A 22,097-nucleotide genomic window follows, 5' to 3' on the forward strand; every position below is an offset into this window, starting at 1 on the left:
GGCTTCGCCTTCCTCTGCAAGAGGAGGGCGAATCCGTTTCTCGTAAAAATAGAAGCATACTTATCGCGTGAAACATATATAGTCTTATATTTACAAAAAGGCTAAGCGGGTTCGAGCCCGCTTAGCCTTTTTATCTATCTATTATTATGCTGGCAAAGCCCCGCCCAGCTGCAGCTGGTACATGGCGAAGTACTTGCCGCGCTGCTCCATCAGCTCATCGTGATTGCCGCGTTCCACGATTACTCCGCGATCAAGCACGAGAATCTGATCGGCATTGCGTATCGTCGAGAGACGATGCGCGATTACAAAGGTCGTGCGGCCTTTTTTGAGCACATCAAGCGCCTCTTGAATAATCGCTTCCGTCTCCGTATCGATACTCGCCGTCGCCTCGTCAAGGATGAGGATTGCCGGGTCATAGGCCAGTGCCCTGGCGAATGATACGAGCTGCCGTTGTCCGGCCGACAGCGTGCTGCCCTTCTCGATCACCGGAGCATCGATACCTCCCTGCAACTGGCTGAACATATCGTAGGCTCCCACGTCGCGAAGCGACTGCTCGATCTTCTCGCGGCTGATAGCCGGATTATCCAAGCTGATGTTGGAAGCGATCGTTCCCGTGAACAAGAAAGGGTCCTGAAGCACGATACCCATATGCTGGCGAAGCAGCTGCTTCGGCATGTCGCGGACATCCTTGCCGTCCACAATAATCTTGCCTTCTTTCGAATCATAGAAACGGAACAGCAGATTGAGAATCGAGCTTTTCCCCGAGCCGGTATGGCCGACCAGCGCAACGGTCTGACCTTGGCGCGCATGGAAGGAAATATGCTTCAGCACGTATTCGTCCTGCTTGTATGCAAATGAAACATCCTCGAACTTGACGTCACCCTTATAGCGGTCCATTTTTCCTGTAGCCACGTCAATTCCTTCTTCGTCCATCAGCTTAAATACCCGCTCCGCCGAGACGCGTGCCGTCTCGAGGTTCGACAGCTGATTGACGATACCGACAATCGGCGCAAACATACGGTTCATGTAATCAACGAACGCATAAAGCACGCCCACCGATACGGCGCCTCGCAGCGAATCGCCCCAGAACATCCAAATGACAATAATGAACAGAATGTTCCGCACGACATTAACGAGATTATGCGATGTAATGGAATTTAGGCTAAGCAGCTTGTTCTGATACTTGTAATAATGCTCATTCATTTCCTCGAATTCCTTCGTCGTTTCCTTCTGGCGGCGGAACGCTTGGATAATCGTCATCCCTTGAATGGATTCGTTGATCATCCCGTTGATCTCACTCAGCTTCGCACGAATAATTCGGTTATAGCGAGCCGCGAATTTGCGGTAAACGATAATCCAAATGATAAGAATCGGAACGAGCGGCAGCGCCACAAGCGCCAAGCGAACATCGAGCAGGAACAACGCTCCGTATATCGCTGCCATATAGATAATGCCTGTAAAAAAGTTGGCCAGCACCGCGACATAAAGCTCGCGGATCGCTTCCGTATCATTCGTTACCCGGGATACGACCTGACCCGCTGACAGATTGTCATAATAATTAACCGGCAGCCGCTGTGTATGCGCGAATATATCGGTTCGCATCTTGCGAACGATGCGATTCGCTGACGTCTGAAGCATCAGCCGCTGACCGTAAGTAAAAACCGCAACCAACAGCAAAAATCCAAAATACATGACTGCCAGCTTCAATAATGAAGGAAACTCCGGCTGATAGAACGCGTACAGCTCATCCTTCGAAAGCTTTGTTATCGGATAAGAGACACTCTCAGACGTATCCTTGTTCGTGACGACAAGCGTGCTTCCTTCCACAACCCGTTTGCCATCATCGGATGCCAGCGCCCCATCTAGAACGTAGAAGCTTCTTCCTACCTGCAGCACCCGGACTTCCTTGCCCTTCTGCTCGGAAGCATCAGCCGCGAAGTGGTCCTCCCGTTTATACCATTTGTCTTTATAAAGAACGGCAAAGTCTTGCTTGCCCTCGACCTCATGCCATTTCTTCTCTATGCCGAGAATGTTTTGGTCAATCATTCGCTTGGCGATAAAGGGACCTGCCAGCTCGGCGCACACTGCGAGTATGAGCAGCAGCAGCGCAAGCATAATCGGTTTTTTATAAAGCATGGCGTATTGAAACAATCGTTTCCCTGTGTTGCCCATTGCTCTTCACGCCTCCTCATTTATTACGTTTCAATAATGGCCTCTAGCTGCTGGCGGTCGTACTGCTCCCGATACCAGCCGTCGCCCGCGAGCAGCTGCTCATGCGTGCCTTCCTGTATGATCCGTCCATCATCCAGCACGATAATCCAATCGGCATGCTGTACGGCAGATAAACGATGCGTCGTAATGAGCGTCGTCTTCCCTGCTCTTTCCGTGCGGATGCCTTCAATAATCTCGGACTCGGTCTTGCCGTCTACGGCAGACAAAGCATCGTCCATCAGCAGAATCTCCGGATCGGCGATGAGCGCACGCGCAATGCTGACACGCTGCTTCTGCCCGCCTGACAGCGCTACGCCTCGCTCGCCAACCATCGTCGCAAGCCCGTCAGGCAGGAACTTAATATCCTTCGCGAACGAAGCACGCTCAAGCGCCCGCTGAAGGTCAGCCTCTGTTCCTTCCTTCAGCCCGTAGAAAATATTGTCGCGGATCGACTTCGAGAACAAGATCGGCTGCTGCGGCACATAGCCGATCCAGCCGAGCAGCTCCTCGATTTTCAAACTGCCGAGGGCTGCACCCGAAATGCTGATTTCGCCGCGGCCCAGCGGGTATTCACGGAGAAGCTGCTTAAGCAGCGTCGTCTTGCCGCTTCCTGTCCGGCCTACGATGCCGAGCGTCTGGCCTTGCTTTAGCGTAAAGGATACGTTCGACAAATTATCTACGTTAGAAGACGGATAACGGAAAGTTACCCCTCTGAACTGCAAGGAGGACGGGCCGTCAACTTGCACGGTTGCGCCGGCATCGGCAACATCCGGCTTATAGCCGAGCGTTTCACTAACGCGATCGAGTGAAGCGTTGCCTCTCTGCATAATATTGATCAGCTCGCCGATAGCGAACATCGGCCAGATCAGCATGCCAAGAAATACGTTAAAGGATACCAGCTCGCCGAGCGTAATCTCATTGTGAAAGACGAGATATCCGCCATAGCATAGACCGATCAAATAACTCGTTCCAACGAGTATTTTCATCGTAGGCTCGAACAATGCATCAATGCGGGCAACTGCAATATTTTTATTCAATACGTCATTCGTTTTGGCGCCAAAACGCGCCTCGCTCGCTTCCTCCTGCACAAAAGCACGGATGACGCGTACGCCTGACACCGATTCAAGCACCTGATCATTCAGCTCGCCAAAGGCATCCTGCGCATCCATGAACCGCTCGTGAATTTTTTTGCCGTAATGCTTCATCGCCAGCGCCATTAACGGCAGAGGCAGCAATGCGGCTAACGTAAGCTTCACGCTTATTAGGCCTGCCATTACAATAAGAATGGTGATCATAAATAATGTCGAGTCAATCAGCGTCAGAATGCCGAAGCCCGCTGTCGTCGCCACCGCTCCCAGATCATTCGTCGAGCGCGCCATTAGATCGCCCGTCCGATTACGTTCATAGAAGGTAGGGGTCATACGCAGGAAATGGCCCATTAATCGCGACCTGAGCAGCTTCTCCAGCACAAAAGCCCCGCCAAACAGCTTGTAATGCCATATGTACGTAATGATGTAGCCTACAACCGTCAGCGCAATCCAGCCGTACAGCACACGATTGAAGTCAGCCTGCCCGAGCAGATCCTGATGAATGCCGTCAATCGTATATCCGATTAGCCAAGGAGGGATGACATCAAGAAATCCCGTTAAAATCAGGAGCGAAATGGCAACGGTATACCGCTTCCAATTCATTTTGAAAAACCAGCTTAATTTTTTGAGTACACTGAACATATTCCTCTACCACACCTTCCGCTATCCATCCAAGCTTCGTTTCCCTTCAATCGCACAAGCAGCATCCTTAACCTAACGTCCGGCACATTCTTTGCCGTCTATTTTCTCCTAAATGGCAAGCGTAAACGGCTGTCGCCGTCCTCTGGCGGCTAAGCTTACGTTTCGCGTAGAAATATAGAGAAAGTTGGCGAAAAGATATACTTTCCTATATTTCAAGCGTAAACGGCTGTCGCCGTCCTCTGTGGCAAAAGCAGCCGTTTCGCAGAGATGTATAAGCACATTTATATGTGAAATCATATAAAGGCCTATCTATCAAAAAAAAGAAGCATGTCGCCGTAACGACACGCTTCTTCCTCCTTCGAGCCAGGGCTGCACAGCAGTCCGGACCCGCAAGCATAGAAAAGGCGCATGATTACGGTGACGTAATCATGCGCCTTTGATGGTAGGGATTCCCTTTATCAAAGAAAAACGACGCGCGGATGGATTACGTTATTCATGTTCAAACGATGATTCATTGCAGCAGTTAATTGAAAGTGAATGTTTGTATTCATGTAACGTAACCTCCTCTCGATAAAATCTAATTGTCACTTTACCATTCGTGGAAATGGCTGTCAACCCCTTGCGATCGTATTCTTTTTTTATAATCAAGTTTGACCAAACCTATGCGTTTACGCACTATTAACGCGTTCGCTTCGACTCGTTGCATATGCCATCCGTCACAAATCGTTTCCGTTTGCTGTGATTTCGATCACAAGGCAGCTGCTTGCGTCCAGCTATACTTGAATTATTCCTAACGGCGAAGCGAGGGCTTGCATATAAGCACACTCGCCGAAGAGCCAGTAGACATTGGAGGGGTTTTTAATGCTAAGCACGCATTCGATTCAAGTCATTAAGTCCACTGTACCCGTACTTGAGATTCATGGCGTCACGATTACGAAACGTTTCTATGAGCTGTTGTTCTCCAACCACCCGGAGCTGCTTAACATTTTTAACCATGCCAATCAGAAGCAAGGCAAACAACAAACTGCTTTGGCTAATGCCGTTTACGCAGCAGCCCTGCATATAGACAATCTAGCTGCCATCATTCCGGTTGTGAAGCAAATTGGACATAAGCACCGGAGCCTCGGCGTTAAGCCCGAGCACTATCCCGTTGTCGGCAAATATCTATTAATGGCCATCAAAGAGGTATTAGGAGATGCGGCTACGGAAGAAATTATGTCTGCTTGGGCTGAGGCTTACGGCATCATTGCAGATGCTTTCATCAGCATCGAGAAGGAAATGTACGAGGAGACGCGTTCGCAGGCTGGCGGCTGGGATGGATTCCGAGCATTCCGAATCGACCGCGTAGTGAAAGAAAGCGAGGTCATCTCCTCCTTTTATTTGGTACCCGAGGACAACCGCGCCATCGCAAGCTTCCTGCCTGGACAGTATGTGAGCGTGAAAATTAAAAAAGAAGGGGCGGAATATACGCAAATTCGGCAATACAGCCTATCGGATGTTTCCGGAAAACCTTATTATCGGATATCAGTCAAGCGTGAGGATGCCTATCAGGAACGCTCCGAGGGAGCCGTATCCACATATTTGCATCAATGCGCGCAAGAAGGCACAACGCTCATGCTATCGGCTCCTGCGGGAGATTTCGTCTTGGATACTGCTGACGAGCGACCGGTTGTCCTTCTAAGCGGCGGTGTTGGATTGACTCCTATGATAAGCATGCTAAACACGCTGACCGAGCACTATCCTTCGCGCCCAGTAACCTTTATCCATGCTGCTCAGCATGGCGGGCTGCACGCGATGAGAGCACAGGTGAACGCGCTCGCGGAGCAGCATCCGCAGCTGTCCGTACACTACTGCTATGCGCAGCCGACAGAGGAGGACCGGCAGCAGCGCCATTACCATAAAGAGGGCTATATCGACTTGGCATGGCTGCAATCCGTCATTCCGGGTGCCAATGCCAGCTATTATTTCTGCGGCCCTACTCCTTTTATGGCAGTGATTAACGAGTCGCTTCAGCAGTGGGGCATCCCGCAAGCGGATATCCATTTCGAATTTTTCGGACCTGCAGCAAGCCTTCAGCCTGTCGCTTCGAGCTAATCCGCGCTGCTCACTTCATTTGGGCGCGAAGCAGCCGGTTTACCGTCTCGCGCCTAAGGCCGATTAGCTGTCCGATCTCATCCTGCGTCAGCACATCGGTAATCGGCGCTGAGCCGATATATAAGGCGAACCATTGCTGCAGCTTCGCCAGCTTGTCCGCGGGAGCAACCTGCGTCAACTGATCGATGCGCTGCTGCATCATGCGCAGCTTGCCTTGCAGCAGCAGTGCGATTTCACGGCTCTTCTCCGGGCTTCTCTCAAGCTCTCCGTACCATTGCTGCGGAGAAACAAGATCGACCTCGCAGGTAACCAGCGCGACCGCTGTGCCGTGATTAGGCATTGGACTGATCAATGAATGATGGGGAATGATTTCATCCGGAACGATCAGATTAACGAGAAAAGGATTGCCGTCCTCATGGACGCGAACAATCTTGAGCATACCGCTCCGAAGATGATACAGGGAGCCCGTCTCGCCTTGATGAAACAGCGTTTGACCTTTATGCAATAGCATGCCGATCCTCCTTATAACCAAGCTCAGCCGATTATCGGCTGGGCTTTTTTGGTGCGTTTATTGCCTGTCCACTGTGGCTTAGATTCGAAAAGTGACACATTTAAGCAATTGACTGTACAAGATCGGGCGGCGTAAAATATAACTTGCTGAGTAAAGTTATCGGTTTATCCTACTATGAAAGAAGGCGACTCTGCAGCATGCGTATACGCACTTATGCAATCTGCTTGTATATCATCCTCATTTATTGGATTTCATCACATTTTCCATCTATGCATGCGTTGTTTTTCCCTACGCTTGGCGCGTTCAGCCTGCTCTTTATTTCAAGGCCGTTCGAGAAGGCCGAGGTTCGCAAAATCGCCTTCGGAGCAGTCATTTCCTCCATTGTCGGATCCATATCGGTGTACATTCATCCCGGCGTGATCTCTCTCCTGCTAACGCTGGTCATTGTCATTTCTTTTATCAACACATTCAAATGGAATGCGCCGCCCATTCTCGCCGTCTCGCTCATTCCTTTTTTCACGCAGCCATCGCTGCTTTGGGTCATACCGCTATCTGTCTGCATATCATTGCTCGGATTATTGGTTACGTTGTCTGCAGCCGCATTCGTCGAGAAAAAGTTCGGTGCCTTAACACTGTTCCTCAAGCGCGGCGTCAAAGCAGAATCCGACTCCGCTCTATAATAGGCCGCGCCACTCCTCCGGCAATAGCCGCTGATATTGCGGCTGCAAATACCGATCATCGATGAGCACCAGCGTTCCGCGATCGGTTTCGGACCGTATTAAACGTCCTCCTGCCTGCAGCACCTTATTCATGCCGGGGAACACATAGGCATAATCATAACCGCTCTTCCCCTGCTCGTTGAAATAATCCTTCAGCATATTCCGTTCCACGCCAAGCTGCGGCAAGCCGACTCCGACAACGATTACGCCTACTAAACGGTCACCAGCAAGGTCCACTCCCTCCGAGAATACCCCGCCCATCACGGCGAAGCCAATCAACGACTTTCCGCTGCCTGCTTGAAACGAACCGAGAAATTGATCCCGCTCCTCCTCCGCCATATCCGGCCTTTGCAGAAGCACCTCGGCATCGGACGCCGAGCCGGCAGGCACGGACCACTCTTTTAATTCCATATAGGTCTCATAAACCGCATTCATATAAGCATAAGATGGGAAAAATACAAAATAATTGCCCGGACGCTCAGCCATCAGCTTCACAATCAGCTTCGCGATCGGCAGCTTCGATTCATCACGGTCATGATAGCGGGTCGAGAGCGGGTTGACTACGACATCAAGCTGCTCCCTGGAGAACGGAGACGGCACAGCCAGCGTATAATCGTCCTCTCCGGCCCCCAGCATGTCCATATAATAAGAAACAGGGGACAGCGTTGCCGAGAAATAAACATGCGAGCGATAGCCTTTTCCCATATGCTGTAGAAGCTTGGAAGGGTCCAAGCAAAACAGCTTTAGCCGCACATCGCTTTTTGTCAGCTCCGTATATACAACATACCGCTCATCAAACAGCTTAGCTGTACGAGTAAAGTTCTGAGCCGTAAAATACGTATCCAGCAACAAGCCTCCTGCTCCAGCGCCTAACGCCAGCGCCTGCTCCGCCGCATGAACGAATGCATCCGCCAAGGCCACCAGCGTATCCGGCATCTGCCGCTCCACCAAATGCGGTGCGCCGTCACTGGTTTTACGAAGCGCGATGAAGTAATCATTAATGGCCTTTGCGGTTCGGTAGCCCTCGCTGTGCACGCTCTTCAGCTCGCGCTGCAGCGCCAGGAAAGGCGCTTTCGACAGCTCAGCCGAGAACATCTCGCGCGCCCGGTCTACCAGGTTATGCGCCTCGTCCACAAGCAGCGCCGTTCGTTTTTTCATCTCCGCGGATTGCCGCTTGAACGAAATTCGCGGATCGAATATGTAATTATAATCGCAAATGACCGCATCCGCCGCATAGGCTAGATCGAGCGAAAATTCAAACGGACATACCCGGTGCTTATGCGCATACCTTTCAATAACCGACCTCGTCATCACCGTTTCCTGCTCCAAAATATCAAGCACAGCGCCGTTTATACGATCATAATATCCGTCTGCATAGGGGCAATGCTCCTTCTCGCAGCGAACTTCCTCTTGAAAGCATACCTTATCCTTAGCCGTTATGGTCACCGCATGAAAGCGCAGCCCTTTTTCCTTCATGAATAGCAGCGCATCCTCGGCAGCAGCCCTCGTCGTCGTCCTTGCCGTCAAATAATAGAAGCGCTGCAGCATGCCTGCACCGATTGCCTTGATGGCTGGATAGGTCGTCGATATCGTCTTGCCAATGCCGGTAGGCGCCTTCGCGAACAACCTGACCTTCTCTTCGATTGATTTGTAGACCGCGCCTGCCAGCTTCCGCTGTCCTGCCCGATACGTTTCGAACGGAAAGGCGAGGCTGCTGATGCTTTCATTTCTATTCCGTTCATGCCTGTGCCGCTGCTGCGCATAAGGGGCATACCGCTCGGCAACCTCATAGACATACTGCTCCAGCTCTTCAAAGCTGACTTCCCGCGCGAAGCGGCGCTCTTCCTCCGTTTCCGTCTGCACGTAGGTTAATTGCACGCGCATCGCTTCCTGGCTATGCTCCTTCGCGTACATATAAGCGTAGAAAAGCGCCTGCGCCCAGTGCACGGAATAACCGTCATCTGCAATATGGTCAAGATCGCCGCCGGTCGACTTTATCTCATCCACGGTAAGGAGCGGCTCCGTATGGAGCAAGCCGTCACAGCGCCCATCCACAACAAATAGCAGATCATCAACGGCGATGTCCGCTTTGACGTACACTTCCTTCTCATCCTGCTCCCCGTAGGTTCGCTGAATTCTCTGATGCGCCTTGGTGCCCTCATGCATCGCATCGATCGCATTCAGCCTGACGTCGATGCTGCCGCTCAAGAATACATACTCCACCAGATGCCTTACCGATATCGCAACCGTTCCGTTAATCAGCATAAATTTTTCTCAACCGCCCCATAAAGAACATTTGTTCCTTAATTGTATCACAAGCGGCGTTTCAAACAACCAGACAGCAAAAAGCAGCAGCTGCACTTCCGCCTGCGACAACGGATTTGCATCTGCTGCATGTATAGGAAGGACGTACGAGGATAGGCTGCTTTGCCGCTCGATGGTTAAGCTGGCTGGCTAAAGCTCCTCTGTCTCTTCCTCCGGATGGTTGCCAACGCCGTTCAACAGATCCGTGCCATGAAACTCCTCGCCGGGCGAGGCGGGATCGATGGGACTGTCCTTCGCGATGACGTCTGCATCGGGCACTGCGGCAAGCTCCTCCGAAATTTCCTCAGCCGTGTCCACTTCATCATCCAGCATGACCGGAACATGCGATTCATGCAGCTCGGCATCCTCATGCGGATGCTGGCTTGACAGAAGCTCGGCAGCTGCCGGAACCGCATTCGCGTTCGCTTCTTCCGTAAACAAACCGAATGCCGGATCAATATCCTTTTCTGTAGCCAAGCTTCCTATATGCCTTTTGTCACGCTCATTAACGTTCTCCATGCAATGACCTCCTTAGACGTTTCTACCCTATAATACCCACTAAGGTCACGATTCTAACCAAAAAGTGAAACCGAGTTTGTCGAAAAAAAAGGATGCAGCTGTAAATTCGTCGAAGCCTACACAGACTGCACCGTAGAATTGGAGGCGTATATGACGAGACCGCATCTTCACAGCTTGCTTATTACATTCAATTGGAACCGACTGATTCTAAATATTATGTGGGCCATATCTATTGTCGTGTTCATCTCGCAGTGGTTGATATATGAGGTGATCGCGCCTCAGGTGCCTTTTTTAACGCCCCTGAATTATTTTGCGCAAGACCTGCTCATACCGGATTCGATTTTTTTATTGATTATGATTGGTCTTGAGCTGTGTCATCGAACCTATCCGCAATGGTCAGAGGTGGCCATTATTTCTGCTTCTATTGTTTTATCGTATATTTATTTATATTTCATCCGGGATTATTTTGCGGTAGCGCCGGTCGTTCTGCTGTTTCCACTGTTTATTTCCATCATTTATTTCAAAAAGGGATATTTGCTTGCTTGCCTTGCCCTATGCTTTGTCGGCTTGTTCGGAGCCTTCTGCTTGTCGGAGCACCGTTCCACGGCGGACATGATTGATTTGATCCTGATGTCCTGCATTTTTCTGGTCGCCGCTTTTACCGGTCTTGCGGTCATTCGACGCGGCAGCGAGCTGATCGAACAGCTCGACATGGTGCAGCAATCCGAGCAGGAGCTGCGAATTCAGGCGATGATGATGGAACGCATGGCCAAGATTGACCCTTTGACGGGCTTGCATAACCATAAGTCGTTTCACGAGCACATCGAAAAGCTGCTTGAGGATCAGAGACTTCACGCTTTTCCGATTCAGATCGCCATCCTTGATATTGATAACTTCAAGCAAGTGAACGACACGTTCGGTCATTGGGCTGGCGATATTGCACTTAAGCAAGCCGCCTCTTGCATAGCGGACAGCCTTTCCCACACATGCTTTGCAGCGCGCTACGGCGGGGAAGAGTTCGTTGTCTTGCTGCTAGAAAAGGATATGCAGTCTGCCTGGAAAATCGTTGAAAAGCTGCGAATATCGATTGCTCGCAGACCGATTGAGGAAATGAACCGGCGGCATATAACCGTTAGCATCGGGCTTCATGCTATTGAGACCGGCGAGACCAAGGAATACGCTTTCCAACAGGCGGATCAGGCGCTTTATGTCTCGAAGAGCGAAGGTAAAAACCGCACAACGATCCAGTAGATGCCAGGCTTCTTTCGGACTAATAGCAACCTAAAACGACAATCGTTGCGTTATCCTGATACGGCCGCTTCTGCGCACAAACATGCGCAATGATAAACGCTGACGCTTCCGAAGGAGGCAATCGCATCGCTTCCTCCAGCAGCTCTTCCGTCAAATCTTCATTTAAACCGTCACTGCACAAAATAACGAGATCACCTGCAATGACTCGCAGCGGCAGCTCGTTCGCATCAAGCTCTGTGACAATAGGGATGCCCAGATAGCTCGTCAATAAATGACGTTCTGGATGGGTATCCGCCTCTTCCTGCGTAAGCTCGCCTGCTTGGACCCGCTCCTGCAGCCAATTTCCGTAAACATGATCCTTCGTTAATGGAATCAGGCTGCCGCTTCGGTACAGATAAATACGGCTATCGCCCGCCGATATCCAGTATAACCGTCCCTCCTGAATGACAACAGCAATCAGTGTCGTACCCACGCTCCATTCCAGTCCATGCGCCAGCGCGAGCTCGTATACCTCTTTGTTAGCCGTGTGCAAGGCCCCGGCAAGCGCTCCCGGCACCCCCAATTTCGCAACCTGGCTTCTATATTCGTCCAGCATCGTCTGCGATGCCAGCTGTCCCGCCTCCTTGCCCATCTCATAGCCGCCCATTCCATCAGCGAGAACGGCCAGTACCCCCTGCTTTTTAATCTCCGCGCTATCCTCCAGCTCCGAGTAGCAATAGGCATCCTGCTGCTCCTCCCGCTCGCCAATGTGCTGCGCAAAGCCAAGCTGAACCTGAATGCTGCCGAATAGGAAGCTGTCGCCCTCCTCCGCAGGCTTGTTCTCAAGCGTATCCTTCACATACATCCTCCGCTGTCGACGGACATGCCTATGTATCGCGAGCGCTGCTGCCGCAAGCACCCCTATCCCTATAACCATGGAGCCCCACCATATCCCGCTCATCGCATCCCCCGCCCTATCTTGAGCTTGCCCGCATACAGGCTTTCCTTCATCTATATTCCTATTGGGCAAAGCAATCTTTTATGTTCGCAGAGGTGCATAGCAAAGAGCCCCGCACATTTGACTGTACGGGGCTCTGCTTATAGTACGCTTATTTTTTCACGATATCCTGTACCGCTTTGTCGAATTTCTCAAGCAGCTGTTCGCTCGTAATTTGTTTGCCGAGGTATTCCTGCATAGCCGCGCCCCATTGCTGCGTAATGCCGTCTGGGAAGCGATCCCAGTTCCAGCCTTTTACTTGCTCAGGATTAGCGTTCGCAAAGGTTGCGAAGTCGCCGCCGATTTTACCTACTGCTTCCGAATTCGGTGCAATGGAAGACAGGGCAGGAACAAATTTAAAGTCTGTAGAGATGAATTTTTTGCCTGTTTCTGATGTAACCATCCAGTTCAAGAATGCTTTTGCTTCTTCAACCTGCGCGGATTTGTTATTTACGATCCAATTGTTCGGCACGCCTGTGAACACGTTCGGCTTGCCTTGAAGAGGCACAGCCATCATACCGAGGTTAAGCGCCGGGTCGATCTCGTCGATCATGCCTTGAATCCAGTTGCCATGCTGAATCATCGCGTATTTGCCCGCTGCGAATTCAGCTACTTGCGTGTTATAGTCCGTTGTCAAAGCATTATCTTGACCGTTGGCGAACATGATATCTACAAGGCGAATCCATTCTTTCATAATTGGATCATCCTTCAGCTTCACTTTGCCTGCCTTGACATCTTCAATGAATGCAGCCGGATCAGCTTGATTCGCGAAAGCGATATTCAGCGTATGGATACCCATCGACCACCACTCGGAAGTAAGGGCAAATGGCGTGATGCCTGCATCCTTCAGCTTTTTGGCAGCAGCCTCCAGCTCTTCAAGCGTTTGTGGAAGCTCGGCAATGCCTGCTTTTGCAAACAGATCCTTGTTATACGTGAAGCCGTAAGCTTCAAGGTTCATCGGCATGCCCAGCAGCTTGCCGTCACGCGTAATTTGCGCTTTGGACGCTTCAACCAAATCCTTCGCCCATGCTTCGCCAGACAAGTCTGTCGCGCGGTCCACATAAGGATCGAAGCCTGCCCAGCCGCTGGAGTTGAAAATCTCAGGCTCCTCGCCTGCGGCCAGCTCCGCTTTCAGCAATGCGCTGTAATCCTCGCCGCCGCCGTGCGTCTCAATTTCCACTTTAACGCCCGTTTCCTTCTCATACTCGGCAGCCAACTCGAAAGCGTATGATGAGCATCGAGCTGAACCAGCTGAAGCCGATGTATTTGGAGCAGTATTTCTCCACGATCATTAATGAGCCTGGCGCCCATCCCGGCTTTGCCGATACCATCAAGCTGCAGCTCGGTATTACAAAGCCGATATCAAACGTCCGCATTGCTGTCATCAGGCTCGATCTCATCCCTCCTGCCGTGCGGGACAAATTCGCGGATAGTCTCGACCTGCTCCTATTCTCGATCACGAATATTTGCAATGAATTCTTAAAGGCGCAGCAGCAGGGCTTCGCGCTTCGCCACTGGAGCCATGAGCAGGAGATTCTGCTCCTCTTCTGGGGTGATGGCGATCAGGCGGCTGAGCTCATTCAAGCGATGAATCGCGCTTTCCTTCAGACGCTTAAGACCCGGTTTCACTTCGGACTTAGCAACGCTGCCGCTTTTCCGTCCGCCGGTGCCAGCGCCTATCAGCAAGCAAGACTTGCGCTGATGGGCCGAAATTTGCTCCTAAATGACACGTATTTACACTTGTTCAGCTCAGCCTCCGGCAGCAATAAAAACACGCCGCTTCTCTTTAGCGAGCATGAGGAGCGCATTCGATTTGCCGTGCTAAGCGGCAGCAAGGAGCAAATCCGCCGCGCTTTGAGGCCATGGTTTGATCTATTAGAGCAAGAACGGTTTCTTTCCTTGGAGCAGCTTGTCGTTTGGCGTCAGCAATTTGAGCTTGCCAAATCGATATGGGAATCCAAAAATGAGCGCAGCAGAAACGGAAATAGCCGCGCGGCGGCTGACGGAGAGCATGCGTCGCTGCCTGTTGATGCGAGCGGTTTCTTTGATTTCGCGCAGTGGCAGCTTGCCGTATTGGCGGAAGCCTTCGAGATTGCAGCAAGGTTCGCCGAGCAGGACAAGGAACGCAGCGTTATTGAGGAAATCGCCGCATATATTGAGCAGCATCCCCATGAGGATATTACGCTGCAGGATATTTCCGAAAAGTTTTTTTTGAGCCGGGAATACATTTCGCGCAAGTTCAAGCAGGAAACGAATGGGAATTTGTCCGATTTCATCGCGGAGGTGCGCATTAAACGCGCGAAGGAGCTGCTTGCGAACGGTCAGCTGAAAATTTCGCAGGTCGCTGAGCTTGTCGGCTTCCAGGATGAGAAATATTTCAGCCGCGTGTTTAAGAAAAGAACAAACTGCTCGCCTAATGATTACCGCAAGCATCATTTCGACGGGGATGTCTGAACAGAAAAAAGCCGGGCTCTGCGCGAACGGTGTTAACCGTACGTGCAAAGCTCGGCTTCTGCCTGCTGGAGAAGAAACTACATAATTGGCGTACCCTTTTTCAGCGTCTTCATGTCACTATTGGAGTTATTGAGCGCGGGCAGCATCTTCTCGCCGCTGACCATTGGTTCATGGCAGATCAAACAAGTAGGAACGTGATCAAACGCGAAGTTATCGCGCATCCAACTGTTGCACCCTTCCGTCTCGCATGTCCATACCTTCGTGTTTTCTTCCGGAATCTCTTCAAGCGGTTTTTTACGATTGTACATGGTCAGCCCCCTTCGCGATAAAAAAGGAAAAACTGCCTCGAACTGATGAGTTAGGGGCAGTTATCGTTTATAAACAGCAGTGTATTGTGAATATGTGCTACAAACTTGCAAGTAATCTTATTGTACCATATTTCGTCCATTAAAGGCAAATATCTGACTATGCTTGTGCGCCTTTTTTTAAAATACAGGAAAGTATATCATTCTGCCTACTTTCTCTAAATTTCTACGCGAAACGTTAGCTTATCCGCCAGAGGACGGCTTCAGCCGTTTACGCTTGTCGGATCATTGTAATAAGCGAATATCTGCTCCACTGGCTTGAAAAACAAATGCCCATCCTCCCAAGGCTGAAAATGCAGGTCCATTCTCGAATCGCTCCATGGAGTTGGCGTCCCCTTCGTGCTCAGCTTGCCAGGTAAGACAGGTGCTTCTACGACAGCGGGAAACTCTTGATAACCAAACAAAAGATTCTCATGCATCGCAATGATCTCATATTTGGGTCCATGGAAAGCTTGTTCCTCCTGCAGCTGGTAATGATAATAAATATAGCTTGCCGCCATCTCCGGCTTCAAATGCGCTACCCTGCGCTCAACAGTCTCCTTGCGCAGCCAGTGCTCCTCGCTGGCAGGCTCGTTGAAATGAAACACATCGATCATTGGAATCCACTTCCGCGTCTCAGCCTGCCCTGGCCAATTCAATAAAAATGGCGCCACCGACGACATCAGCACAGACGGCTCGAGCTGTCGATTCCTGCACTCGCAATACAAGAATAGGTTGCGCTCCCACCGAAAGCAGCCGACGGTCATGATCTCCCCTTGCTCCATTAGCGCCAGTACCGCTTCCTCCCGTTTCGCGGCAACAATCGCCTGCTCTTCCTTGCCTTCCTGCATGTAAGCTCTTGCTACAAGTCTAATCATATGTACCTCGCTTCTCTTATTTGGGTAGATTGCTGTAAGCACCTATAGGTGCCTACATGCAGCGAACTCGGGTTACTTTAGCACTGTTAGAGCACATATGTGCTTATCGCGGTGAACTTGGGTTACTTTGGCGCTGTTAAAGCATATATGTGCTAATCGCGGCGCTTCGACTTCACTCCATAGCTATCTCATCTAACGATTATATCTTTGTAGCCATCATAAAGGATGCCTTGTCCTGCCTCAATGGCTGCCGAATAAAAAATTCACCGTCATGCCTGATTTTTCAAATGTTGGTTATTCTAATGGGAGTAGTAAATATCACAATTGCATCCGAGGAGGGAACAGCATTGGAAAGCACCAAAAGTTTTGTCGATAAAATAAAAGCCAATCAGCACAAAGCCGAGCTCAATAAACGGCGCAGCGGCAACGGAAACCCAGCAGAAAGACTCTCCAACAAGCAGCACGGCACCAATAAATAAACCATATACAAAAAGACCTTTTGACGGAACAGCCGCCAAAAGGTCTTTTCATCCTGCGTTTGCAATTCATTTAAACCGAATATTCATGGGGGTAATACTCAATGCGCGATTCGGCGAAAATCGTAAGAATGCCCTTATCCGCATCGTATTCGACCTGCCCATCCTTGATGTAATACCACGTTTTCAACGTCGGCTGATCCTCATACTCCTGAAAAATAAACACATTCAGCTCATGCTTATGAGCGAGCACCTCTTCGAGCATCGGACCATTCGGTACGTGAACCGTGAATCGCCAGCCCTGCCCCTGTGCTTCCTGCGTGTAAGGCACGCCGTGTTTATCCGAGTCGATAAACATCCGTCCGCCTATCGCGTGCTTCACTTGAAACGTTTGCTTCATCACGTAACACCTCCCCCAAAGCTTGCGCATGCAAACTAATCTCGAAAGCCTATGGCAAATCAATCAACATGAAAAATGACGGTGAATCCGCCTGAAAAGCCAGCTCATTTAACGTTTCGACTTGCGCCGTATCGCCTGTCTCTAGCTGTTTGTCATTCACTTGAAGTACGCCCTCGATCATATAAATGAATTGTTTGCGTCCCGGCTCAACGGTGTAAGCAAGCTGCTTTCCCTGCTCTAGCTTACTCAGATAAATCGTCATGTCTTGTCCGATCGATGCCATTTGCTCCGCTCCTTGCGCAGAGACAACAGGCAGCAGGGCATTGTGCAGCTTGTTCGGATCAAAGCTGCTCGCCTCGTAAGACGGCGCAAGTCCCCGTTCTCTCGGCATAAACCAAAGCTGCAGCAACCGCAGCTCCGTTTCCTCCGAGGCATTAAATTCCGTATGAATGACGCCGGTTCCAGCCGACATGCGCTGCACTTCGCCAAAAGAGGATACGACGGAATTACCGAGGTTATCCTCATGTCGTATAAAACCGTCCAACACGATGGATACGATCTCCATATCGCTATGGGGATGGGCGCCAAAGCCTCTTCCCGGAGCCAAATAATCGTCATTGCACACACGCATCACGCTAAAGCCGGTTCGATTCGGATCATGGTAGCCTCCGAACGAAAAGCTAGGCTGGCTGCGCAGCCAGCCTAGGTCTGCCGAATGCCGCTCAGCAGCAGGAAATACGTCGATCATCGTCTCTCCTCCAACCACAATTTATTTACTTACTTATTTATAGCAGTTTTCAAACGACCTAGCAACTGCTAATCCCTTACAGGATTCAACAGCGGCTCAAAACGGTCGATATGGCATTCCACGATATCGCCATCACGAATAACGACGGCGCCCGGCGTCCCCGTGATAATGATATCTCCAGGTAGCAGCGTCATTACGCGCGAATGATAAGCCACGCAAAACCATGGCCGAAACTTCATGTTAAACGTCTTGTTCGAATGAACCGTTTCACCGTTAAGCACGGTTTCCACTCGTATGGAAAGCGGATCTGGAAATTCATCCTTTGTCAGCAGCTCCGGCCCAAAGCTAAAGAAGGTATCAAAGCTTTTGGCTCTCGTTAAATAGCGCTGATTCCGGGCATGGATATCGGATGCGGTTACGTCAATCGAGGTTGTGTAGCCGGCAATGACGTCATATACCTCAGCCTCCGTAATGTTTTTGCATGTTTTGCCGATAATGATGCCGAGCTCGGCCTCTGCCGTAATTTTACCCGCATTCGGAGGAACTCGTATGGCGTCAAGCGGACCGATCAAGGCCGTATCCGGCTTCATGAAGCTGACGGGCTCTTCACTCGGATCGACAGCCGCAAGCTCCTCGGCATCCTTCACATAGTTGAGGCCAATTCCCCAGATTTTGCGCGGATAGCGATAGAGCGGGCCATACTCGGCTTCCTCGAAGGGTATGGCTTCAAGCTGCGCCAGCTTCTCTTTTCCGCCCGTGCCATACCATTCCGTGAGCAGCTCCAGCTCGCCAAGCCGGATAAGCTCGAACAGCTCCGTGCTCCAATTGGCAGCCTCTGCCGCATTAATCGTTTCAATCAGTACAAGGCCATGCGTGCCTACGATCGCGCCAAGCTCTTTTCCGTTTATTTTCACCGTTGCTACTTTCATATCACAGCACTCCTCCGCAGCTTATTGGTTCACGCTTGCATCCAAGCGGTTCGCTACCCATTCCAGCAGCCTCAAGTCCTGGCCGCGACCAGCAACGAAAGAAAGGCCGACCGGGCAGCCAAGCTCGCCTCTAATCGGCACCGTAATCTGCGGCAGGCCGGCTAAGCCAGCGATACAGCTCATTTCGAACGTCCGCAAGCGGCGCTGCTCCACCTCAGTTCCTCCCAAATGAAGAAGCGGCGCAATGGCCGGCACAGTTGGAAGCACTAGCACCCCATCATTGCCGAGCAGCTCATCCATTCGGCTACGCGCTTCTTCCCTAAGCGTATAGGCTGCTGAGCTATCCTGATCCTTCAGGGTGCTGGCCCATGCGAAACGCTCGGCAATGCCCGGACCGAAGGCGGGATTCACCCGCTCTACCCATTCTCGATGCTCGCGCCATATCTCGATTCCTTGAATCATGCGGAATGCATTCATCCACCCCGATATCCCGCCTGGGGCAACCTTAACATGGCTCGCCTCTTCAACCAAATTGCGGAGCGCCGGAAAATACGCAGACGCCGCGGCCAACGTGTGCTGATCCGTTAACGACCATACATCATCGGCAAATAGCATACGTCTAAACTCCTTTGCTCTGCTCCCAGCCTGATTGTCCAAAAGCATAAGGCCCACCTCAAACAGCAGCTGCGGATCGCGAGCCATCCAGCCTACCGTATCGAAGCTTGGCGCAAGCGGGATCAATCCTCGCGTATGAACCGCTCCATGCGTAGGCCGAATGCCATATATTCCGCAGTAAGCAGATGGGACCCGGATCGAACCGCCCGTGTCCGTGCCAATCGCGAAATCGGCTAATTCAGCCGCTACTGCCGCTGCAGACCCGCTGGAGGAGCCGCCAGGGATGCGTCCAGGCGCTTTCCTATTAACCGGTGTGCCGTAATGGGCATTCTCCCCGTTTATGCTGTACATAATCTCGTCCGTGATCGTCGTACCCGCAAGACGTGCGCCGCTGCGCAGCAGCCGGTCCACTACGGCAGCGTGCTCCTTGGCAGGCTCATGCGTACGCAGCCAGTCCGGATTGCCTGCGCCAGCCGTATATCCGGCAATATCGAATACGTCCTTAACCGCAAACGTTTTACCGCTTAGCAAGCCTTCAGCGACAGGTTCTACCACCACTCGCTCATCAGCATACACATTCCAGCTTTGCATCGAATTCGTCCCCTTTCTATCGTTCATGATGCGGCTACCAGCCAATCGCAGCACCGTCGCAGCGCGGATCAGAGCCGCCTTGCAGAAAGCCCTGCTCATCTCGTCTAATGGCATGCGCATGCCCCATAATGCCGTCGAAATCCTTCACTTTCCGAACCGTGTGGCCCGCGTTTGCCAGCGAATCCAGTACCTGCTGCGATACCCGGCCCTCAATCTTCAGCTCCTGCGTCGGCTCTCCCCATGTGCGTCCCCATACCCATCTCGGCTCATTAATCGCCTGCTGCGGGTCCATTCCATAATCGATCATGCGCGTAATAATAGCCGTCTGTGTCTGCGGCTGCCCTTCTCCGCCTTGCGTGCCGTACAGCACTGCCGGTTTGCCGCCTAGGCAAGCCATCGCTGGCATAAGCGTATGAAAGGTCCTTTTGGCCGGCTGAAGGCTGTTTACATGATTCGGGTCAAGCGAGAAAAACGAGCCGCGATTTTGTAGCAATACGCCCGTATTGCCAGCAACCACGCCGGACCCAAACTCAAAGTAGAGGCTTTGGATAAACGAAACGGAGTTGCCTTCCTCATCGGCAACGGCCGCATAAGCCGTATCGCTGCCAAGCACCTGCGACTCCTCCGTTGATGCTCGGTTCATCTCGATTGAGGCAGCAAGCGCAGCTGCATAGTTTTTGTCCAATAGCCGCTCCAGCGGCACGTTCGTGAACGCAGGATCGGATAAATAAGCATTCCGATCACGGAAGCTGAGCTTAAGGGCCTCTACACATAGCTGGTAATAGGCATGTGAGCCGTGCTCCATCTCGCCAAGCTTGAACTTCTCCAATATATGAAGCGCCATAATGGCCGAGAAGCCTTGCGAATTAGGCGGCATTTGATGAACCGTATACCCTCGGTAGGAGCCTTCTATCGGCGCCACCCAGCTGCCTTTATGATCCGCAAAGTCATCGCCTGCCAGCAGTCCATCATGCTTCGCAAGAAAGTCCGTCATTTCCTTCGCGGTCTCGCCTTTATAGAACTCATCGCGTCCAAATTGGGCGAGGCGGCGCAGCGTCTTGGCCAGCGCGGGCTGCTTGAAGCGTTCGCCAATCTTAGCGGCCTGCCCGCCCGGCAAATAAATATCGGCAGTTTCGAGCGTCCTTGCCAGCACCGCTTCATTTTGAACCGTGTTGTGATATTGATCCTTGGACATCGGAAAACCATTCTCGGCATAATCAATCGCGGGCGCCAGCACCTCTGCCCATGTCAATCTGCCGTACTCGCTATGAACCGCGTCCCAGCCATCCACCATGCCCGGCACCGTTACAATACTGCGCACGCCGCGATTCGGAATTGCCGCAAGCCCCGCGTAGGCCTCTATATTTGCTTTATAGCCAGAACGGCCGCTTGCATTATAACCTCTTACTTTGCCCTCGCTGTGATGATAGCCCAGCCAAAAGGAGTCCCCGCCGAGACTTGTCATATGGGGGTACACGACGGCCAGGCATGCGCTAACCGCGACAGCCGCATCATAAGCATTGCCGCCCTGTTCGAGCATGCGTGCGCCAGCCGCTGTAGCTAAATAATGAGGGCTTACTACCATTGCCTTGGTTCCAATTACGGACTGATTCACGTCTATCACTCCTGAATATGAATTTGATTAGGATATAGCTCGCTTTTTTGAATGATAGATAATATAACATGATGCATAAATCTAAAATACCACCTCGCCGATTGATAGGCAACTAAAATGTAAGTATTTTTTTAATATTATATTGATTACGTATGAATTAGTGTATATATTTATACATATGGTAATTAAAATGCAATATTACAAGACACCTTGATAAGAGGTATTTTTTGAATGGAGCTGATAAAGCATGCAAGAAAAAGCGTTTGATGAGACGAAAGCGATAGAAATTGATGATATTGATCGAAGGATTATAGCTGAATTGAATATAAATGGAAGGATTTCTTACACGGATCTAGCCAAAGAAATCGGTTTATCCCGGGTTGCCGTTCAATCCCGCATCAATGCGCTAATGGAAGGAGGCGTAATCGAACGCTTTACTGCCGTTATTAATCCAGAGCGGATCGGCATTCACGTATCTGCATTTTTCAATGTGGAGGTAGAGCCCAAGCATTTGCACGCCGTTGCCGATCAGTTGTCTACGGAGCCATTCGTTACGAGCCTCTACCATATGACGGGACCAAGCAAGCTGCATATGCACGGATTGTTTCGCAACAATCAGGAGATGGAGCATTTTCTAAAGGAAAAACTCTATACCCTGCCTGGCATCATGAGCGTAGACTGCCAAGTTTTAATTAACCGGTATAAGAGCCGTATGGGAATGAGGCTGTAAGC

Annotated in this window: 20 protein-coding genes; 6 read left to right on the forward strand and 14 right to left on the reverse strand. The window is 51.1% G+C overall.

Features of this window, described 5'->3' with window-relative positions; all coding sequences use genetic code 11:
- Positions 1-144: 144 nt before the first annotated feature.
- Both FHS16_RS13395 and FHS16_RS13400 read right to left on the reverse strand, forming a co-directional pair.
- Positions 145-2,172, reverse strand: coding sequence for an ABC transporter ATP-binding protein (locus tag FHS16_RS13395; protein WP_183562846.1), 2,028 nt, complete (start codon positions 2,170-2,172; stop codon positions 145-147).
- Positions 2,173-2,195: 23 nt separating this feature from the next.
- Positions 2,196-3,941 carry an ABC transporter ATP-binding protein gene (locus tag FHS16_RS13400; RefSeq protein WP_183562848.1) on the reverse strand — a complete coding sequence of 582 codons (1,746 nt, stop codon included), beginning with the start codon at positions 3,939-3,941 and terminating at the stop codon, positions 2,196-2,198.
- 861 nt (positions 3,942-4,802) lie between these two features.
- On the opposite strand from FHS16_RS13400, the gene hmpA reads away from it, so the two are divergent.
- Positions 4,803-6,035: an NO-inducible flavohemoprotein gene (gene hmpA / locus FHS16_RS13405; RefSeq protein ID WP_183562850.1), complete on the forward strand. Its 1,233-nt coding sequence runs from the start codon at positions 4,803-4,805 to the stop codon at positions 6,033-6,035.
- 10 nt (positions 6,036-6,045) lie between these two features.
- Here the strand turns inward: hmpA and FHS16_RS13410 are convergent, their stop codons facing one another.
- Positions 6,046-6,546, reverse strand: a complete 501-nt coding sequence (locus FHS16_RS13410) for a Crp/Fnr family transcriptional regulator (protein WP_183562852.1) — start codon at positions 6,544-6,546, stop codon at positions 6,046-6,048.
- 197 nt (positions 6,547-6,743) lie between these two features.
- Here FHS16_RS13410 and FHS16_RS13415 point away from each other — a divergent pair, with 197 nt between their 5' ends.
- Positions 6,744-7,226, forward strand: a complete 483-nt coding sequence (locus tag FHS16_RS13415) for an HPP family protein (RefSeq protein WP_183562854.1) — start codon at positions 6,744-6,746, stop codon at positions 7,224-7,226.
- Here the strand turns inward: FHS16_RS13415 and FHS16_RS13420 are convergent.
- Together FHS16_RS13420 and FHS16_RS13425 are read right to left on the reverse strand one after the other, a co-directional pair.
- Positions 7,221-9,530, reverse strand: a complete 2,310-nt coding sequence (locus tag FHS16_RS13420; RefSeq protein ID WP_221226341.1) for a helicase C-terminal domain-containing protein — start codon at positions 9,528-9,530, stop codon at positions 7,221-7,223. The two genes, FHS16_RS13415 and FHS16_RS13420, sit on opposite strands and share 6 nt — an antisense overlap.
- Positions 9,531-9,719: 189 nt before the next feature.
- Positions 9,720-10,088 carry a hypothetical protein gene (locus FHS16_RS13425; protein WP_183563548.1) on the reverse strand — a complete coding sequence of 123 codons (369 nt, stop codon included), beginning with the start codon at positions 10,086-10,088 and terminating at the stop codon, positions 9,720-9,722.
- Between the two features lie 150 nt (positions 10,089-10,238).
- Between FHS16_RS13425 and FHS16_RS13430 the strand changes: the two genes are divergently transcribed.
- The gene (locus tag FHS16_RS13430; protein WP_183562856.1) at positions 10,239-11,339 is read left to right on the forward strand and encodes a GGDEF domain-containing protein; all 1,101 of its coding nucleotides are present in this window, start codon (positions 10,239-10,241) and stop codon (positions 11,337-11,339) included.
- Positions 11,340-11,358: 19 nt separating this feature from the next.
- Here FHS16_RS13430 and FHS16_RS13435 read toward each other — a convergent pair whose 3' ends face one another.
- Together FHS16_RS13435 and FHS16_RS13440 are read right to left on the reverse strand one after the other, a co-directional pair.
- Complete coding sequence (locus tag FHS16_RS13435) at positions 11,359-12,279, reverse strand: PP2C family protein-serine/threonine phosphatase (RefSeq protein ID WP_183562858.1); 921 nt, start codon at positions 12,277-12,279, stop codon at positions 11,359-11,361.
- A 148-nt stretch (positions 12,280-12,427) separates the two neighbouring features.
- Positions 12,428-13,531 (reverse strand): ABC transporter substrate-binding protein, encoded by a 1,104-nt coding sequence (locus tag FHS16_RS13440; RefSeq protein ID WP_183562860.1) that lies wholly within the window; start codon positions 13,529-13,531, stop codon positions 12,428-12,430.
- A gap of 14 nt (positions 13,532-13,545) precedes the next feature.
- Between FHS16_RS13440 and FHS16_RS13445 the strand changes: the two genes are divergently transcribed.
- Entirely contained in the window at positions 13,546-14,769 is a 1,224-nt protein-coding gene (locus FHS16_RS13445) for a helix-turn-helix transcriptional regulator (protein ID WP_183562862.1), read from the forward strand.
- Between the two features lie 77 nt (positions 14,770-14,846).
- Here FHS16_RS13445 and FHS16_RS13450 read toward each other — a convergent pair whose 3' ends face one another.
- Positions 14,847-15,077 (reverse strand): cold-shock protein, encoded by a 231-nt coding sequence (locus FHS16_RS13450; RefSeq protein WP_053373644.1) that lies wholly within the window; start codon positions 15,075-15,077, stop codon positions 14,847-14,849.
- Positions 15,078-15,337: 260 nt separating this feature from the next.
- Positions 15,338-15,991 carry a hypothetical protein gene (locus FHS16_RS13455; RefSeq protein ID WP_183562864.1) on the reverse strand — a complete coding sequence of 218 codons (654 nt, stop codon included), beginning with the start codon at positions 15,989-15,991 and terminating at the stop codon, positions 15,338-15,340.
- A 347-nt stretch (positions 15,992-16,338) separates the two neighbouring features.
- Between FHS16_RS13455 and FHS16_RS13460 the strand changes: the two genes are divergently transcribed.
- Positions 16,339-16,470 carry a DUF4023 family protein gene (locus FHS16_RS13460; protein WP_221226342.1) on the forward strand — a complete coding sequence of 44 codons (132 nt, stop codon included), beginning with the start codon at positions 16,339-16,341 and terminating at the stop codon, positions 16,468-16,470.
- A gap of 70 nt (positions 16,471-16,540) precedes the next feature.
- Here the strand turns inward: FHS16_RS13460 and FHS16_RS13465 are convergent, their stop codons facing one another.
- From FHS16_RS13465 to ggt, 5 genes are all read right to left on the reverse strand, one after another.
- Positions 16,541-16,870, reverse strand: coding sequence for a hypothetical protein (locus tag FHS16_RS13465; RefSeq protein WP_183562868.1), 330 nt, complete (start codon positions 16,868-16,870; stop codon positions 16,541-16,543).
- 46 nt (positions 16,871-16,916) lie between these two features.
- On the reverse strand, positions 16,917-17,615 hold the full coding sequence (locus FHS16_RS13470; RefSeq protein WP_183562870.1) for a pirin family protein: 699 nt from the start codon (positions 17,613-17,615) through the stop codon (positions 16,917-16,919).
- Between the two features lie 68 nt (positions 17,616-17,683).
- Positions 17,684-18,544, reverse strand: coding sequence for a fumarylacetoacetate hydrolase family protein (locus FHS16_RS13475; RefSeq protein WP_183562872.1), 861 nt, complete (start codon positions 18,542-18,544; stop codon positions 17,684-17,686).
- Positions 18,545-18,565: 21 nt separating this feature from the next.
- Entirely contained in the window at positions 18,566-19,777 is a 1,212-nt protein-coding gene (locus tag FHS16_RS13480; protein WP_246431748.1) for an amidase, read from the reverse strand.
- Between the two features lie 7 nt (positions 19,778-19,784).
- The gene (gene ggt, locus FHS16_RS13485) at positions 19,785-21,365 is read right to left on the reverse strand and encodes a gamma-glutamyltransferase (protein WP_312890890.1); all 1,581 of its coding nucleotides are present in this window, start codon (positions 21,363-21,365) and stop codon (positions 19,785-19,787) included.
- A 247-nt stretch (positions 21,366-21,612) separates the two neighbouring features.
- Here ggt and chrS point away from each other — a divergent pair, with 247 nt between their 5' ends.
- Positions 21,613-22,095, forward strand: a complete 483-nt coding sequence (gene chrS / locus FHS16_RS13490) for a chromate efflux transcriptional regulator ChrS (protein WP_183562874.1) — start codon at positions 21,613-21,615, stop codon at positions 22,093-22,095.
- Positions 22,096-22,097 lie beyond the last annotated feature (2 nt).

The organism is Paenibacillus endophyticus, assembly GCF_014192395.1.
Taxonomy (GTDB): Bacteria; Bacillota; Bacilli; order Paenibacillales; family Paenibacillaceae; genus Pristimantibacillus; species Pristimantibacillus endophyticus.